Annotated in this window: 13 protein-coding genes; 3 read left to right on the forward strand and 10 right to left on the reverse strand. The window is 45.6% G+C overall.

Features of this window, described 5'->3' with window-relative positions; all coding sequences use genetic code 11:
- Window positions 1-71: 71 nt before the first annotated feature.
- The 3 genes from MKX30_RS10835 to MKX30_RS10845 all read right to left on the reverse strand — a co-directional run bounded on the left by MKX30_RS10835 (window position 72) and on the right by MKX30_RS10845 (window position 4,174).
- The gene (locus tag MKX30_RS10835; protein ID WP_264453859.1) at window positions 72-929 is read right to left on the reverse strand and encodes a DNA-binding protein; all 858 of its coding nucleotides are present in this window, start codon (window positions 927-929) and stop codon (window positions 72-74) included.
- Window positions 930-1,163: 234 nt separating this feature from the next.
- Window positions 1,164-2,663: a UxaA family hydrolase gene (locus MKX30_RS10840; RefSeq protein ID WP_069079640.1), complete on the reverse strand. Its 1,500-nt coding sequence runs from the start codon at window positions 2,661-2,663 to the stop codon at window positions 1,164-1,166.
- Between the two features lie 17 nt (window positions 2,664-2,680).
- Window positions 2,681-4,174: a tagaturonate reductase gene (locus tag MKX30_RS10845; protein WP_338533506.1), complete on the reverse strand. Its 1,494-nt coding sequence runs from the start codon at window positions 4,172-4,174 to the stop codon at window positions 2,681-2,683.
- A gap of 314 nt (window positions 4,175-4,488) precedes the next feature.
- On the opposite strand from MKX30_RS10845, the gene poxB reads away from it, so the two are divergent.
- Window positions 4,489-6,213: a ubiquinone-dependent pyruvate dehydrogenase gene (poxB, locus tag MKX30_RS10850; protein WP_028542396.1), complete on the forward strand. Its 1,725-nt coding sequence runs from the start codon at window positions 4,489-4,491 to the stop codon at window positions 6,211-6,213.
- 99 nt (window positions 6,214-6,312) lie between these two features.
- Here poxB and MKX30_RS10855 read toward each other — a convergent pair whose 3' ends face one another.
- The 3 genes from MKX30_RS10855 to uxaC all read right to left on the reverse strand — a co-directional run bounded on the left by MKX30_RS10855 (window position 6,313) and on the right by uxaC (window position 10,502).
- Window positions 6,313-7,317 carry a LacI family DNA-binding transcriptional regulator gene (locus MKX30_RS10855; RefSeq protein WP_069079639.1) on the reverse strand — a complete coding sequence of 335 codons (1,005 nt, stop codon included), beginning with the start codon at window positions 7,315-7,317 and terminating at the stop codon, window positions 6,313-6,315.
- An 87-nt stretch (window positions 7,318-7,404) separates the two neighbouring features.
- Window positions 7,405-8,805, reverse strand: a complete 1,401-nt coding sequence (locus MKX30_RS10860) for an MFS transporter (protein ID WP_023988322.1) — start codon at window positions 8,803-8,805, stop codon at window positions 7,405-7,407.
- Between the two features lie 272 nt (window positions 8,806-9,077).
- The gene (gene uxaC, locus MKX30_RS10865; protein WP_209941872.1) at window positions 9,078-10,502 is read right to left on the reverse strand and encodes a glucuronate isomerase; all 1,425 of its coding nucleotides are present in this window, start codon (window positions 10,500-10,502) and stop codon (window positions 9,078-9,080) included.
- Between the two features lie 514 nt (window positions 10,503-11,016).
- On the opposite strand from uxaC, the gene alsS reads away from it, so the two are divergent.
- Entirely contained in the window at window positions 11,017-12,720 is a 1,704-nt protein-coding gene (gene alsS / locus MKX30_RS10870; RefSeq protein WP_172828313.1) for an acetolactate synthase AlsS, read from the forward strand.
- Between the two features lie 162 nt (window positions 12,721-12,882).
- On the forward strand, window positions 12,883-13,629 hold the full coding sequence (gene budA / locus MKX30_RS10875) for an acetolactate decarboxylase (RefSeq protein ID WP_341058344.1): 747 nt from the start codon (window positions 12,883-12,885) through the stop codon (window positions 13,627-13,629).
- A 153-nt stretch (window positions 13,630-13,782) separates the two neighbouring features.
- Here the strand turns inward: budA and MKX30_RS10880 are convergent, their stop codons facing one another.
- The 4 genes from MKX30_RS10880 to fosB form a co-directional block, all read right to left on the reverse strand.
- Entirely contained in the window at window positions 13,783-14,268 is a 486-nt protein-coding gene (locus MKX30_RS10880; RefSeq protein WP_341058342.1) for a tetratricopeptide repeat protein, read from the reverse strand.
- Between the two features lie 154 nt (window positions 14,269-14,422).
- Window positions 14,423-15,403 carry a S8 family peptidase gene (locus MKX30_RS10885; protein WP_028542402.1) on the reverse strand — a complete coding sequence of 327 codons (981 nt, stop codon included), beginning with the start codon at window positions 15,401-15,403 and terminating at the stop codon, window positions 14,423-14,425.
- A gap of 194 nt (window positions 15,404-15,597) precedes the next feature.
- Window positions 15,598-16,992: an MATE family efflux transporter gene (locus MKX30_RS10890; protein ID WP_023988315.1), complete on the reverse strand. Its 1,395-nt coding sequence runs from the start codon at window positions 16,990-16,992 to the stop codon at window positions 15,598-15,600.
- 71 nt (window positions 16,993-17,063) lie between these two features.
- Window positions 17,064-17,486 (reverse strand): metallothiol transferase FosB, encoded by a 423-nt coding sequence (gene fosB, locus MKX30_RS10895; protein ID WP_341058338.1) that lies wholly within the window; start codon window positions 17,484-17,486, stop codon window positions 17,064-17,066.
- Between the last annotated feature and the right edge of the window lie 13 nt (window positions 17,487-17,499).

Here is a 17,499-nt window from a genome sequence, read left to right on the forward strand (position 1 = left end):
TGCCTTCTTAATGATTGGCTCCATGATAAAACACCGTGATGAGGTCATGACTTGTAACAAACACTAGCAAACTAAACAGACTGAGCGACAGAGGGCGTGAAATCAATTTTTTCATCCTTTAACACTCCTTTTAAAATAGTTATATATTGGTCTTGCTGTGTTGCTGTAGCTTGGGATCTGAAAATTTCAAATATAGCAGTACATTTCCTAAACTCATGCTCATGTTCCATACCCAGGGTATCGGACAGCATGAGAGATTGCAGGATATAGCCCAACGCAACCGTAAACTGTTGTTGCTTGATATAATAAAGAGCCAGTTGATAGCAGAAGCGAAAATAATAAGATACATTCACAGGCTCTTCAAAATATGTAAAACCTTCAATTTGTTCGGCAAATGATTCTAGCACAGCCTCTAAAGGATAGTCGTATCTCGACGCTCCCTCAACGATGGAAAGAAGCCCCGGTAACAGTTCTTCCGGATTGTTACGAAGAAATTCGATGTATTCCTGCAACACTTCGGCATGACCTGACAAAATATCAAGGGCATACAAATTAGCTCTGGCAGCATAGCGGTAATATTCTACCTCTGCCTCCCCATATTGATCGAGACCATTAAACCAGCCCAATTCTGCATATTTTTCGATGCAATCGCGAGCGGCCTCATACTTGCCCTGTTTTTGGAAGGCCATGCCTTTCATGAGATGACTGTAGCCGTAGTAGTAGACTAACGGCCGTTTGGTATGTATGGGTTGTATAGGTTTCTCGCGCGCTTTGTAGAGCTGCAATTCCTGATACTTTTGGTTGACATGGCTATACAGCTGGTCGCATAAAGCAATCATATTGGCACCATCCGCAAATGAAAAAGACAGCTTAATCATGTTAACAAGTGTGTCTAGATCTGTGATGTCGGAGTGAACAAGATCATCCACCGTTCCCGCCTCCTTGTCCGACTTTCTATATTCACCAAATAAAAGTAAGATCTAAATCCTATCTAAAAATAGCTTAATTACGTATTTATTACGTAATTAAGTTATATCATAAATTCAAGCATATGACAAGTACATTATGATAATATATTCCAATTTTTCTAACATGCTTATTTAGAAGCATACAAACTCAAAAAGGGAAGCGGAATAATTCCGCCTCCCTTACACTTCAGCCTTTTACAACGTAACACCGTTTTTAAAAATAGCGAGCTCTCTGAAATTGTTTTTCTCATTGTTCACCCAGGTTCCGCTGGCTACAGCAACGATGTAATCGACAAAGTTGCGGAGCGCATCTTCCATACTGACATCCTCCACCAATGAACCGGCGTTATAGTCGATCCAATGAGGTTTAGCCTTATACAACGGCGAGTTGGTTGAGACCTTCATCGTCGGAACAAAGGAGCCAAACGGCGTACCGCGTCCAGTTGTGAAGATGACGAGCTGGCAGCCCGCTGCAGCGAGAGCTGAAGATGCCACTAGATCGTTCCCCGGCGCGCTGAGTAGGTTGAGTCCCTTGGTCTTGAGACGCTCCCCGTACTGAATGACATCAGTGACCGTGGAAGACCCGGATTTTTGCGTACAGCCCAGTGATTTATCCTCCAGCGTCGTGATGCCCCCTGCTTTATTGCCCGGTGACGGATTTTCGTATACTGGCTGCTTGTAATCCAGAAAATATTGTTTGAAATCGTTAATCAGATGTACGATCTTATTAAATACTTGCTCATCGGCAGCGCGCTCCATTAAAATTGTCTCCGCCCCGAACATTTCAGGTACTTCTGTCAATACCGTTGTTCCACCTTGCGCGGCCATATAATCCGACAATCGTCCGAGTAGTGGGTTGGCAGTAATACCCGATAAGCCATCAGATCCACCGCATTTCAAGCCGATGTTCAGCTCTGACAAAGGTACAGGTTCCCGCCGATCTTCTTGCACGGCCGCAAAAATTTCATGAAGCAGCCTTACCCCTTCCTCTACTTCATCCGACACATCCTGGGAAAGCAAAAACTTTACCCGCTCCGAATCATATTCTCCGATGGCTTCCTTAAATTCTTTCATCTCATTGTTCTCACAGCCCAAACCCAGTACAAGTACACCACCTGCGTTCGCATGTTTCACAGCATCGATCAAAATCGTGCGCGTATGTGCATGATCGTCACCCAACTGAGAACAACCATAGTTATGCTTGAGCACCAGTGCATTTTCAAAAGGTGAAATATCTCCCGCTTCCTGCTTGAAACGGTTTAAAATAAGTTCAGCGATCCCGTTCACACAGCCGACCGTCGGCACAATCCACAACTCATTGCGAATCCCCACACGGCCGTCCTTTCGCCGAAAACCTTGAAACGTACGACTCTCCTGTTCATATAAATGAGGAGCTGGCTTAGGCTTATAAGTGTACTCCTCCACGCCTGTCAGGTTCGTCTTCGTATTATGCGTATGCACATGCTGTCCTGCCTGAATGGGCTGAATGGCATGACCGATGGGATATCCGTATTTCAGAACATGCCCACCTTCAGCTATATCCTGCAAGGCGATTTTATGCCCACGTGCTACATCCTCGGCTAGCTCCACCCGTTGTTCTTCTTGTGCTCCCCACGCCAGTGTCTCTCCCTGCTTGTAATCACGCAAGGCGACAGCCACGTTATCTTGATCATGAATTTGAATGAACTCCAGCATTCCGGTCTCCTCCTTGCTTATGCTCTGGGCACGCTGTTCCCGGTTAGAGAATCGAGCGTCTCCTTCATTCCTCTGCTTGTAATTTCATACACGTGCTGTGCCGTTTGTTCAGCCAGTCCTTCGATCTGGTTCAGGTCTTGCCCCCACCATGTCTGCCGGCCAAGTACCAGCGCAGTCAATTGCTTCGCCCCGGCGAGAGTACCGTCATATTTACTCCACAGTTCACCAAACGTACTCAACACTTCAGCTTCGTCTGCCAACGCAATCGACTCGCCATTTCTGTCACCCCGGTAAAATACGAGCAAGGACGCCAGCGAAAATACAATTTTGGCAGGCAACGCCTTACGCTGTGTCACATACTGGAGCAAGGATGGCAAGTTCCGTGTCTTGAACTTGGACACCGAATTTAGTGCGATACTCATAACATAATGACTTACATAGGGATTACGGAATCGTTCAATAACATCGTCGGCATATACATTCAATTCCGCTTCTGGCGAGTCCAGTGTCGGAATAATTTCTTCTCGAATCAGCGACTGGATAAAGTTTCCCATAATATCATGCTCGACCGCCTGCCCCACCGTGTCCAGGCCATATAAATAAGCTACAGGGGTAAGCGCCGTATGTGCTCCATTCAAAATGCGTACTTTCCGTGTACGGTATGGCGCCATATCGTCGACAATCAGTACATTCAATCCGGCCAAATGAGCAGGTAACTCTTCTTTAAGCCACTGTGGCCCTTCAATAACCCATAAATGATACTGTTCGCCCACAACAACCAAATCGTCCTTGTAACCCAATTCTGCTTGAATCTCATGAATCCGGTCTTTGGGATAACCAGGTACAATCCGATCGACCAAACTGTTGCAGAACGTATTCGATTCCTCCAACCATGCAATAAACTCGGCCCCAAGCTTCCATTGGTCCGCATATTTCAGTACGATTTCCTTGAGAGCGTCTCCATTACGGTCGATGAGCTCGCACGGAATGATCACCAGACCCTTGCTCTGATCGCCCCCGAAGAATTGAAAGCGCTTGTACAGAAAGGCGGCTAGCTTGCCTGGAAAGCTCTTTTGCGGACGATCTTCCAATTGATCCTCTGGTGCATAAGCGATCCCCGCTTCCGTCGTGTTCGACACGACAAAACGCAGCTCCGGCTTTTGGGATAATGCTTCATACTCGGAAAAATCAGAGCTGTATGGATTAATCCCACGAGTGACGCACTCCACAACGGTATGCTCCTTCATGGCCTTCCCATCCTTAATCCCTTCAAGAATAACCGTATACAGACCATCCTGCTCGTTAAGCTTCTCCACGAGGCCTCCTGGCTGCGGTTGTACAATCACAACTCCCGTATTCCATTCTGCCAGCTTATTCATTTTGTCAAATTGCCAGTCTACAAAAGCACGCAGGAAGTTCCCTTCCCCGAATTGCAGCACCCTCACAGGATGCGGGTCTGTTACGATAAAGCTTTTTCTGTTTAATTGGTCTAATTCATCTACTTGTTTCATCCGGAGTAACCTCCCACAATTACCATAATGATTTCATCGTTATTTTATCACAATGCACACGTTAACAAAATAGTTTTATCAATATTTTTAGTTTAAAAAAATAATAATGACAATAATATGAACACGTTAACATATACGTTTATATAAAAATTTGCAAGTATATCGTCCTTTTTCTGTTGTTTCGCACCTGATCCAAGACGGTTAAGGCTAACTATCACCCTATCCCGAGACCTTGTTCTTATATACATTTCAGGAGAATAGACGCAAGAAAGCACGGGCAGGATAACACTACTTACTAGGCAGGAGGAACATCTATGAAGACAATCGCAGATACTATTGTACAAGTTTTGGTCAATGCAGGGGTCAAGAGGGTTTATGGCATTGTTGGAGACTCTCTAAATAATATGGTTGATTCCATTCGCAGCAATGGTCAAATCGAATGGATTCATGTAAGGCACGAAGAAGTGGCTGCCTTTGCAGCCGGAGCGGATGCTGACCTTAGTGGTAGCATTGCTGTATGTGCTGGAAGTAGTGGTCCCGGAAATTTGCATCTGATTAATGGTTTATATGATTGCCACCGCAATCGGGTGCCTGTACTGGCTATTGCCGCTCATATTCCAAGCGACGAAATCGGAAGTGAATATTTTCAAGCTACGCATCCTGAGCATCTTTTCGGAGAATGCAGTCACTTCTGTGAGGTTATTACGACACCGCGTCAAATTCCCAGAACGGTGACCATGGCCATTCAACAGGCAATTTCACGTTCAGGTGTCTCCGTCATTGTTCTTCCCGGTGATGTAGCAGCTTTGGAGGCGGAAAAGGTACCTGTCCCTGAACATGTCTACCATCCCACTGCACCTGTAGTGCATCCGTCAGCTTCCGAAATTTCCAGACTGGCCGAATATTTGAATAAAGGCAAACGAATTACGTTACTATGCGGCGCCGGCTGTGCACAATCTCATGAATTGCTCATGCAGCTATGCGACAAGTTAAAATCCCCTATGGTATCTGCTCTGCGAGGCAAGGAATATCTGGAGTATGACAACCCTTACTATGCTGGATTGACGGGACTGATCGGGTATTCTTCCGGGTACCATGCGATGATGGATTGTGACGTCCTGCTTATGCTCGGAACAGACTTCCCTTACAGACAATTTTACCCTGAAGATGCGATTGTCCTACAGGTAGACATAGAGCCAGCCCATCTCGGCAGACGTACTCCGTTGACGTATGGTTTATGCGGGGATGTAAAAGCCACATTGGAAATGCTGCTACCGCATTTAACGTCAGAGCATGATTCCAAGCATCTAGAGAAAACCGTCTCCCACTATACCAAGGTACGCCAGGAGTTGGATGACCTTGCAGTCGGTAAACCAGGTCATACGCCGATCCATCCCCAATATCTCGCCAAGGTCATCAGTGACGCCGCGCAGGAAAATGCTATTTTCACCTGTGATGTCGGTACTCCCACTGTATGGGCTGCGCGTTATTTGCAGATGAACGGTCAGCGTCGGCTTCTCGGCTCGTTCAACCATGGCACGATGGCAAATGCGCTGCCGCAGGCAATCGGAGCGCAGGCTACTGAGCCTGACCGACAAGTGATTGCCCTCTCAGGCGATGGCGGGCTCACGATGCTGATGGGCGACCTGCTCACTCTGAAGCAGCATCAGCTACCTATTAAAGTCATTGTTTTCAATAATGGCGCTCTCGGTTTTGTCGAGCTGGAAATGAAAGCAGCCGGATTCCTGGAAAACGGCACTGAACTGGTGAATCCTGATTTTGGTGCTGTAGCGCAAGCCATGGGGCTCAAGGGCATCCGGGTTGAAGATCCAGCAATGCTGGAGGATGCCATTCAGCAAGCATTGGCTCATGATGGCCCTGTTGTGGTAGACGTGGTGGTGAACCGTCAGGAACTATCTATGCCACCCAAAATTAATCTTAAACAAGCAGAAGGATTTACACTGTGGATGATGAAAGCGATGTTGAACGGACGCGGTGACGAGATTGTGGAACTGGCTAAAACCAATCTCTTTCGTTAAATCCAGACGAAGCAGAGCGCATTTCAACCTAAAAGGGGCAGAAACCATACATTTAGCATGGTTTCTACCCCTTTGGCCTGCCTGTTAATAAAACGAAACTCAGCGTGGTCTGCCTGCCGTTGATTTCCGTTTCATAAGCGCAGTCTCCATAAATATAAGCTCACCCTCATTGGACGGTGACTGAATTCGTTCCAGAATGCAAGCGGCTCCGCGCTCACTTATCTGCTCAATCGGTCTTTTGACCGTTGTTAACGGTGGAGTCGTATACATTGAGAACCCAATATCGTCAAAACCAATGACTGAGATATCCTCTGGTACCTTCAAGCCGTTTTCGAATACCGCATTCATGGCCCCAATAGCCATATCATCGTTAGAGCAAAATACCGCTGTCGGCGGCTCCTGCAAGGAAAGCAGTTGCTTCATTGCCTGGCTTCCGCTTTCAGTATCATAATGACCTTGCACGATATATTCATGTCGAATCGGCTTACCACTATCAATCAACGCATTCATAAAACCCTCACGGCGTTGCTGGGTAGACTTGAAGCCTTCTACCCCTTCGATGATCGCAATGCGTTCATGCCCGCTTTCAACGAGAAAGGAGACCGCTTCATAGGACCCTTCCTTATCATTAGAGATCACATTTACAATCCCCGCACCGGACACCTGCCGATTCAGTACAACAAGCGGAATACCTTGACCGAGCACATGATAAATAAAAGGGTTGTCCGCCTCGCTCTGGCTCATCAGAATGATACCATCAAAACGCTTGCGGTGAATGGCCGAAAAATCGGCGTAATCGTCAATTCCTCGCACAAACAAATTGTAATCCACCCCGATGACATGATTAACACCGCGGATGGTATCCGCAAAAAAACTGGAGCTGGTGCCTTCTGAAATACTGGTGAAAAACAGGCCAATCGTATGCGAGCGCTGGAGAACCAGGCTTTTGGCATTAAAATTTGGAATGTAATTGAGTTGCTCTGCCAACTCCATAATTTTGCGTTTCGTATCTTCTTTAATCAGCGGGCTATTATTGAGCGCCCGGGAGACGGTTGTATGGGAAACATTAGCCAATTTGGCAATGTCTTTAATGGTAGCTGCCATATACGTATCCTTTCCTTAGTGAGGCTCTAAAAAAATTATATACCCACCATACCACAGGAGCCGCCCGGAAAAGAAGACTTTCACAAATTATACGCGGTTGTCCGCATGTCGACGCTGTAACTCTTGAACCATTTCTGCATGTCTACTGTCAGTCAGCTTGTACATTTTACCGATGACCAGCATGGCCAAAGCCAGGGCAACAGCCGGATAGAGACAAAGTAATGCCTTGATCCCAAGCAGCGTTCCAGAGGACTGAACCACATTCGGAACATAGCCGATGAGCGCTAGTCCAATACCCGATAGAAAGCCAGACAAGGATTGAGCCAACTTACGTGAAAAGTTAAATAACGAGTAAGTAATCCCTTCCTTACGCTCCCCGGATGACCATTCGCCATAATCAATGATATCGGACACGAATGCCCAGGTAACCCCGTTAGGAATACTAATACCAATGAACGAAATACTGGCCAGGATTGTGAAAATATATACATTTGAAGGCATGAAAAAGTTAATAGAGTCGGCAATGACACTAACCAGCATCCCCAGTATAGCTGTTTTTCGTTTACCGAAGCGCCGTACCAGCTTGGGCAGGAACAACACACCCAGTAGCGACGAACCGATAATAATAAAATTCATATAAGCCATTAATTCTACATGCCCCAAGTTATATTCGGCAAAATAGATCAGCAGTGCGGACTTAATATTGTACGCGGATATGGTGAAAATCGTCATCAAAACGAGTACCAGTAAAGGCTTGTTATTCGTAAAGGTATGGACGATAACGCCTATAGATAGCTTCTCTTTTGGTCCGGACTGGCTAATAATACGTTCTTTCGTTCCTCGGTAACATATGATGAAAGCGATCACACCAATGAGTGACATAATCCCCATCACAACTGGATAGCCAACATGATGGTTAGGAAACAGTAAAATAAGCGGCATGACAACGACACTCGTGACGAATAATGCGCCCAGAGATCCTGCCTGACGGAAAGATGACAATGAAGCACGCTGATGAGTATCCTGCGTAATGGCGGCACCCAGCGAGCCGTATGGAATGTTTACAATAGAGTAGCCGATCCCCCAGATCATATAGGACGCATAGGCGTAAATGAGTTTTCCTGTGGGGGAAATATTCGGCGAAATAAAGGTTAGAACCGTAAGAATTGCAAGGATAACGCTTCCAACAATAAGAAAAGGCCTAAATTTTCCACGTGCACCGATATGTTTGCGATAATCAACAAAGGACCCGACAATGGGATCACAGATGGCGGCAAACAGCTTGCTGACCAAGAAAATGCCTGCGGCGGCTCCTGCAGAAACCCCTGCTACATCTGTAAAAAATTTCAGCAAATACAACTGCCCCAAATCAAACATGAATCCGTTTCCAAAGTCACCCATACCATACGAAATCTTTTCTTTCAGGCTAATATGCTCGCCTGTCTTGTTGTCAGTTTGGACGCTCTCCTGCACGATAGGCACTCCCATACCTACACACTCCTCTATGTTTGTAATTATTTTCACATATCTAGTTCAGGATTTTGCAAAATTCGATTCCAGTCGCTCCGAAGTGCAAGATACAGACGAACTAAACCATTTCGATCTATATCTTGTTCATTGGAAGTCGCTTATGGGATTTTTGCAAAATCCTCAGTTGATAACTATTTTGTTTTCAATTGCTCTTACCGGGAGTTTGAAACAAGCTCCTGGCAAGAGCTATTTTTTATAAAGTTAGTGAGTTCTCACCTTAGGCGGTAGCTTCACTTACTATGAACAACCGTTGGGAAATTAAAATATTGCTCAGCGTTATTGTAGCAAATGTTTTGTACCATTGCTCCGAGCAGTTCCAGATCCTCAGGCGCCTTACCCTCCTGAACCCACGTCCCAATTAAGTCACAGAGTATACGGCGGAAATATTCATGGCGTGTGTAGGAAAGGAAGCTGCGGGAATCCGTCAGCATACCAATAAAGCGGGACAGCACCCCATAGTTAGCCAGCAACTTCATCTGCTCCTGCATGCCTTCGATATGGTCGTTATACCACCATGCCGTGCCAAACTGGATTTTCCCTACAGTTCCACCGGATTGGAAGCAGCCCGCGAGACTTGCCAGTACTGGATAATCAACCGAATTAAGCGAATACAAAATGGTTCTCGGTAATCCACCTGCCAGCTCCTGTGCGTCCAGCAATGCCGCCAATGGACGAGCGATAGAGCCATCATTTACGGCATCGTAGCCTGTATCCGGTCCTAAATGACGGAACATAGCCGTGTTGTTGTTACGCAGCGCGTGAATGTGGTATTGCATAGCCCAGCCATGTTCTGCATACTGTTTGCCAAGGAAAACCAGAACGTATGATTTATATTTCGCCTCCTCTAAAGGAGTCACATGGCCTTCCTCCAGCGCCTTGCTGAATATGGCTGCCGCTTCCTCCAGTGTCGTTTCTTCATAGACTACAGTATCCAGCGCATGATCAGATACCCGGCCTCCGGCAGCATGGAAATGGCGCACCCGGCTCGCCAGCGCATTCAAAAATCCTTCCAGGCCAGAAACATCCAGTCCGCTGACTTCACCCAACCGAGCCACCCAAGGCTGGAAAGTTTCACGATTAATTTCCAAAGCTTTGTCGGGGCGGAAGCTTGGTAGCACTGCCACTGGGAAATCGGTCAGCTTGCTGATTTGTTTGTGGTATTCGAGATGGTCTGTCGGATCATCCGTGGTGCACACTACAGTTACCTTCGAGTTCACAATCAGATCACGTGCGCCAAATCCCTTTCCCTGCAGCTTTTGGTTTACCTTTTCCCAGATCACTGGTGCGTTCTGTTCATTCAGCAGCTCATAGACACCAAAAAAGCGTTGAAGCTCCAAATGCGTCCAATGGTACAGCGGGTTGCCTATTAGTGTAGGTACGGTTTTGGCCCAAGCCAAAAACTTGTCATAATCTTCACCATCCCCCGTAATCAGGCGTTCCTCAACCCCATTAGCCCGCATAAGTCTCCACTTGTAATGATCTCCGTACAACCAGGCTTCCGTAATATTTTTGAACGCTTTATTTTCATAAATTTCTTGTGGACTTAAATGACAATGATAGTCGATAATCGGCATATCCTTGGCGAACTGATGGTACAAGATTTCAGCCGTTGGATTGCTCAACAAAAAGTTTTCGTCTAAAAACGCTTTAGTCATTACTCTCTCATCCCTTCTATAATCGTGTTTCCTAATAAATTGTTAACGTTAACAAAAATGTTCGAACTCTACTTGTTTTTCAACAATAACATTCTCCATCACATAGCAGATTTCGTGATTACACAAGATAATAAAGCTGTAATACGATACCTGTACATCATTTCAAGCTGGATTACTTCACCTTAAATTTAATGTTTACGTTAACAACAATTACATTGTAACCGCTATCCTTTGTAGAGGAAAGTGATTTTTATCATGTGAGCGGATAAAAATGATCTGCCTCCATTTGGGACAGATCTGTTCTATACCTTCTCGATGACCGACACCACAAGAAAATTCCACAATTTTAATTTTCCGTGATAGATCAAACTTTGAAAACGTTTTATATATTTTTCTCTTTTTTTCTGAAAATTTCTTTCTTGAAAATACCAGTTATTGTATTATAATTGCAATATACATCCATTGATTTACATTAAAAGTATTTCATTAGTTATTTCACAGAGAAGAAGAAGAGGTGGTAGCATTGAGTACAAAAGTGCAAGCTGTTCAAACTAAAACTATATCCGATACAAAAGGAGCCGACCTTGTTGTCGATTGCTTGATCAAGCAAGGGGTTACCCATATTTTTGGCATTCCAGGTGCCAAGATCGATTCTGTTTTTGATGTTCTTCAAGATCGGGGGCCCGAATTGATCGTATGTCGTCATGAACAAAATGCCGCCTTTATGGCAGCGGCAGTCGGTCGATTAACCGGTAAACCGGGCGTATGCATTGTTACCTCAGGTCCAGGCGCATCTAACTTGGCGACAGGACTTGTCACCGCTAATGCAGAAAGTGATCCTGTCGTCGCCATTGCGGGTGCAGTCCCAAGATCCGAACGCTTGAAACGCACGCACCAATCTATGGATAACGCCGGACTATTCGAACCCATCACCAAATACAGTGTAGAAGTAGAACATCCTGATAATGTACCGGAAGCAATTGCTAATGCATTTCGAATTGCGACCTCAGCCCAGCCTGGAGCCACATTCGTCAGCCTGCCGCAGGACGTGTTGACTTCGTCATCTGAAGTAACAGTCATTGAGAAGGTTTCTCTTCCCCAACTCGGAACCGCACCCGCCGGACTCATCAAACAAGTCGCAGAGCAAATCAAAAAAGCCAAGCTGCCCGTACTTCTTCTCGGCATGAAAGCCAGCACGCCTGAAGCCACCGCAGCTATCCGTGCTCTCATCCGAGATACAGATCTGCCTGTTGTCGAAACCTTCCAGGCCGCTGGAGCCATCTCCCGTGAACTAGAAGACCACTATTTTGGAAGAGTGGGTCTGTTCCACAATCAACCGGGTGATATGCTTCTTGGAGCCGCAGATTTGGTACTGACGATTGGCTATGATCCTATCGAATACGATCCAAAAAACTGGAACATTCCGGCAAACCGAACACTCATTCATCTGGATGACCATCAAGCCGATATTGATCATGATTATCAACCGGACTACGAGCTAATCGGAAATATAGCCCTGATTGTGGGTAGCCTTGCAGAAGAATTACCTACCTTAAAGCTACCTAAATCCTCCTGCGACCAATTGAATCGTCTGCGCCATGATCTAAACGAGCAAGCGGCTGTTCCCGCACACAAGCATGATTTTCTGATTCATCCATTGCAATTTATTCGTACACTGCGCAGCCTGATTGATGATAACGTCACAGTCACCTGTGATGTCGGTTCACACTATATTTGGATGGCACGATATTTCCGTTCGTATGAACCGCGGCGCCTTCTATTCAGCAACGGAATGCAGACGCTAGGCGTAGCGCTGCCTTGGGGGATTGCTGCCACGCTCGTCAATCCCGGTCACAAAGTCGTTTCTATTTCTGGAGACGGAGGATTTCTTTTTTCATCCATGGAGCTCGAAACCGCCGTACGTCTTAACTCACCGTTGGTGCATATCGTATGGAGAGATGGTTCCTATGACATGGTCGCTTTTCAACAACAGATTAAATACGGAAGAACGTCTGGTGTAAAATTTGGAGATGTTGATGTAGTGAAATATGCTGAAAGCTTCGGCGCCACTGGATTACGCGTGCACTCTCCTGAAGAACTAGAAAGTGTATTGCAGCAGGCACTTCATACCGATGGTCCTGTGGTCGTCGATATTCCGATTGATTATCAGGATAACATCCAGTTGGGACGTAAACTGCTGCCTAACCAATTAAACTAACCTTAACCATGCCTCAGTCGTGACGGCTTTATGACAATTATGGAGTATAACGTTTTTTTAATGATTTTTTTGAGTTATTCATGTTATTTACTGAAATTTTACGTTTATTATTGAAAAAGAAAGAAAATAAATGCATACAATTATAAAAGGAAGTGTATTGCCATGACCGTTGCGCAATTGGAAACCAAGCAAGAAGCTGATCATGATATTTACCAAACATCCACTATGCTTGCTCTATTAGATGGTCTTTATGACGGAGTTGTTGCCTTTGAGGAGTTGCAAAAGCACGGGGATTTCGGAATTGGTACCTTTGATCAACTGAATGGCGAGATGATCGCGTTCGATGGTGAATTTTATCACTTGCTTCCAGACGGTACGGCCCATCGCGTAAAACCGGAAGAAACTACACCTTTTTCCACTGTCACCTTTTTCCAGGAAGATTTCACATATACTATTGACCGCCCTATGCATCGTGAAGAGCTGGAAGCTCTGCTGTTAACGTTGTTTCCAAGCCGTAATCTGTTCTATGCCTTCCGTATGGATGGTACTTTTCGTGAAGTAAAGACACGGACCGTGCCTCACCAAGTTAAACCATACAAACCGTTTATCGAAGCGACCAAGTCACAGCCTACCTTCACTTTTAATGAGGCTTCCGGCGTGATTACAGGTTTTTGGACACCTTCCTATGCTCAAGGTATTGGGGTAGCTGGATTTCATCTGCATTTTATTAACGATGAACGCACCGGAGGTGGGCATGTCTTTGATTTTATCGTCGAAAAGTGCACCATCCGCATTTGTCAAAAATCCAATCTGCACCTGGTCCTGCCCGATACCCCGGACTACTTGAAGGCCAACCTATCCAGAGAAAACCTGGAGAAGGAAATCGCCGTTACTGAAGGTGCACAGTAATCGCAGTTATTTAACTCATCAAGTTACGGACCCCATAGCTAAACAATAAACAGCAAAAGATCACAGTCAGAGAGAATTATTGCTCTCTGACTGTGATCTTTTTATTTACGAGCGTATATACACGTTACTGCTTATGCTCTCACTCCGGTTCACCTATGCCTCGATCTGATCCAGTTTATCTGCATAATATTGAATGGCACGTGAGTACTCCTGTGTAGATAAATCCGAGGTCGTCTCAGCCACCTCCATTAGCAGCTTCTGCATGGCTTTCCCGTATTCCCCCAGATTATACAACACCATCGCGTAAAATACCCGAAACGGTCTGTAATCCGGAAATTCGTTCATTCCTGTTTCCAACCACGCTTTCGCCTTGGCGTAATCTCCCAATACACGATATGTACTGCTTAGTCCCAGGATGGCTCCTTTTCTTGATTCTGCGGATAACGCCATACCTAGGCTTTTTTCATAATAGGCAACCGCTTCCCTCTCTAAGCCCAATGAATCATGCGTCCAAGCTGTCTGATACCACAATTCTGCATCATTTTGCTGCTGTTCTGATGCCTTTAAAAGAAGCTTACGTGCTTTCTCTGCTTGCCCTGTTCGTCTAAGCTCGTCAGCTTGCGCCATGATATCGTTCATATTCATCCTCCACTTCTGACTCATGCCTATCTTTGAGGTATATGTTACCCGACATTTGAATGCAATGTAAATGGAGTTTTTCCTAAGATTTGAAATCCAAAAAAACGACCCTCCCTTTAGGAGAGCCGCTATATTTCCGAATTGAAGTTACGGTTTATTTAACCTTCAATGATCCTACAGTTAGTATTCCCGCTACACGCTGCGCGTCGAAAATACGAGAAAGCTCCTCCACTGCCGTCAAGTACAGTAGACCGTTGCCCTCCAGCTTAGGAGAATTGCCCAGTGGAATCGTGCGTTTGATGAGTTGTGCGTATAATTCCGGTTCGGTGAGATCACGCTCAAAGCTCGCATTCGCCAGCTGCTTAATCAACGCCAATGCACCTGCTACGTGCGGTGTAGCCATCGAAGTTCCGCTAAAGGTCGCATATTTGCCGCCCGGAACGGTGGACAAAATATCTTCTCCCGGTGCAACCAAATCCACCTCATTATTAGAATTACTAAATTCTGAGGTGTGCCTGTCAAAATTGATAGCACCTACGCTAATCACTTCATTATAACAGCCGGGGTAGCCGAGCTCGTCCGTTCTGTCGTCACCGTCTCCCTCATTTCCAGCTGCACAGATGACTAAGATTTGGCTAGCTACAGCCTTTTTTACTGCTTCATGAAGCTCTGGCACATCCTCAGGACCGCCAAGTGACATCGATATGATATCTGCCTTTTGCTCAATCGCATAATAGATGCCTTGAATAATCCAGTCATATTGACCGGAGCCCTGCTTGTTTAGCACTTTGATGATGAGTAGGTCTGCCTCTGGAGCAACACCCACGACACCATCCGCATTTTCTGCTGCCGCAATGGTTCCTGCCACATGCGTACCATGACCGTTGTAATCCTTGAAAATTTCCGGATCACCTTGATCATCATCCGTGAAATTCCGGCCGCCAATAATGCGCGCCTTCAAATCGGGATGGTCCGAATCACAGCCCGTGTCCAGCACCGCCACCTTCACGCCTCGGCCTCGAGTCTGGTTCCATACCGCAGGAGCCTGAATCAGCTCTACACCTCGCGGTATTTCATTCACTTGTTGCTCCTGCTTGATCACTTGGTAAGGAATGATATGCACTTTACGTTCCATCTTATTCCCTCCTTCATGGATTCAATCGGAAACCATCCGTCTTTGAAACTTTGAAAACCTCTACTACATTCGAGGTTACTATATTCTAGCAATTTTTGAAAAGTTTGAACATCCCCATTTTGCTTATTTTTGTAAAAAAAACAGACATCCTCCAATTCGCTTGAAGAATGTCTGTTGTAGAATCTCTTTCAGCCTTAGGCTGATTCCGCCTGAAGTTCAGCCTTAGATAACAGCGATTTGTGCTGCCATTTCCGCCCCTTCCAGCGTAAATAGTGGAAAATGCCTCGTACCCACTCATCGCAGGCATGTGCAATCCACACTCCCAGCACACCATATCCCATATGAATGCCCAGCACATATGCTAGCGGGATTTTAATCCCCCACATTGAAATAATGGCCATCATTAACGGGAACTGAACATCTCCCGCTGCTCGCAAGGAGTTAATGACAACATGATTAAACACTCGGCCCGGCTCCAGCAATATACAGAAGAGCAAAATTGCTGCCCCTAATTGAATGATCGCCGGCTCATCTGTAAAGATCGCCATCACTTCATATCGGAAAAAGGATACTACCACGATCACAGCAATCGTAATGACCAAAGACCATTTCAGGCTCCGTAAAAGTTGATGATAGGCCTTTTCCTTGTCTCCTGCTCCAATCAGGCGGGCAACAATAATTTCTGTCCCCTCACCTACAGCCATTCCAAATACCATAAAAAAGTACACAATTGTATTCGTATAAAAATGGGTTGCGATCGCCGTTGTACCCATAAAGCTGACAAACCGGGTCACCATCATTTGGCTAAGCTGATAAGACAACCATTCCAGCCCGGCAGGAATACCAATCTTCAGGATGGCTACCAGCTTACTCCATTGAAGCTGTACATAATACCGGATGCGAATCGGCGCACTTACACGCTTGTACAGCAGTAGAAAAATCCAGACACATGCTACAGCACGGCTAATAACCGTTGAAATCGCTGCTCCCGCCACTCCCATCTGCGGCAGACCAAACCAGCCATAAATGAGCAGCGCATTTCCCACGATATGCAATATATTCATACCAATGCCCACGATCATCGTATCTTTAGTAAAACCATGCGATCGAATAACCGGACCTGCAGTTAGCATGAGCGCTTCCAGAAACAACGAACCCCCTGCCAGCATCATATAAATCTCTGCATTTTCCTTAATCGTCGGGGTAATATGGTAAAAGGATAGTAAAAAATCCCGGCTCACAATAAACATCAAACTCAGCGCCAGACCAAACACCAGATTAAAGGTTAGTGCCGAAGCCGTAACACGGCTTGCATCCACATGCTTTTGCGCCCCCAATAGCTGAGCAATGATCACACCTACACCAAGACCAAGCAGATTGAAAAGTATAATCGTAAATTCAATCAACTGTCTTGATACACCCACAGCCGATACAACCTCATCAGAAACATGGCTTAGCATGAACGTATCCACGCTACCCATCAAAATGTGAAACAACATCTCTATAAAGATCGGCCAAGTGATTGCAAAAACCGTCATCGTTTTAACGGCTTGTGCTTGCTTGGAACCGTTTTCCTGAGACAGTGACATCCTTCCGTATTCCTCCTAAATGCGACCCAATTATTACTTAATACCTACACGTCAATATCGATAACACTTACTCAATCATAAAAAGTCATATGCTTTTTATCGTTTCTATAATAGTCCAAGCGGTCCTGCAATTGTCCTGTGTGGAATTCAAACTTATGTCCGTCTGGATCTGTAAAATAGACCGACCTTTTGTCCTGTTCATTCCGCTCTCTTCCGGGCAAAATGGTGGCATTAAAAGTTCTCAGCTTGTTAAGCATGCTCTCAAAATCCGCTTCCGCTACCGAAAATGCAATATGCGTATAGGATTGATGAATTTCATTTCTTGGGATATCCTCCTCCACATTGAGGGCCAGCCACATTCCCAAGCAGTCCAGGTAAGCCAACTTACGTCCTTTAACGAGCAGTTTTCCATCTAGTATATTCTGATAGAAATGTATAGACTTCTCCAAATCAGACACCGAAAAGCAAATATGATTCCACCCTTGTATGCTCATGTTCCCTATTCCT

Source organism: Paenibacillus sp. FSL P2-0173 (assembly GCF_038008045.1).
Classification (GTDB): Bacteria; Bacillota; Bacilli; order Paenibacillales; family Paenibacillaceae; genus Paenibacillus; species Paenibacillus polymyxa_B.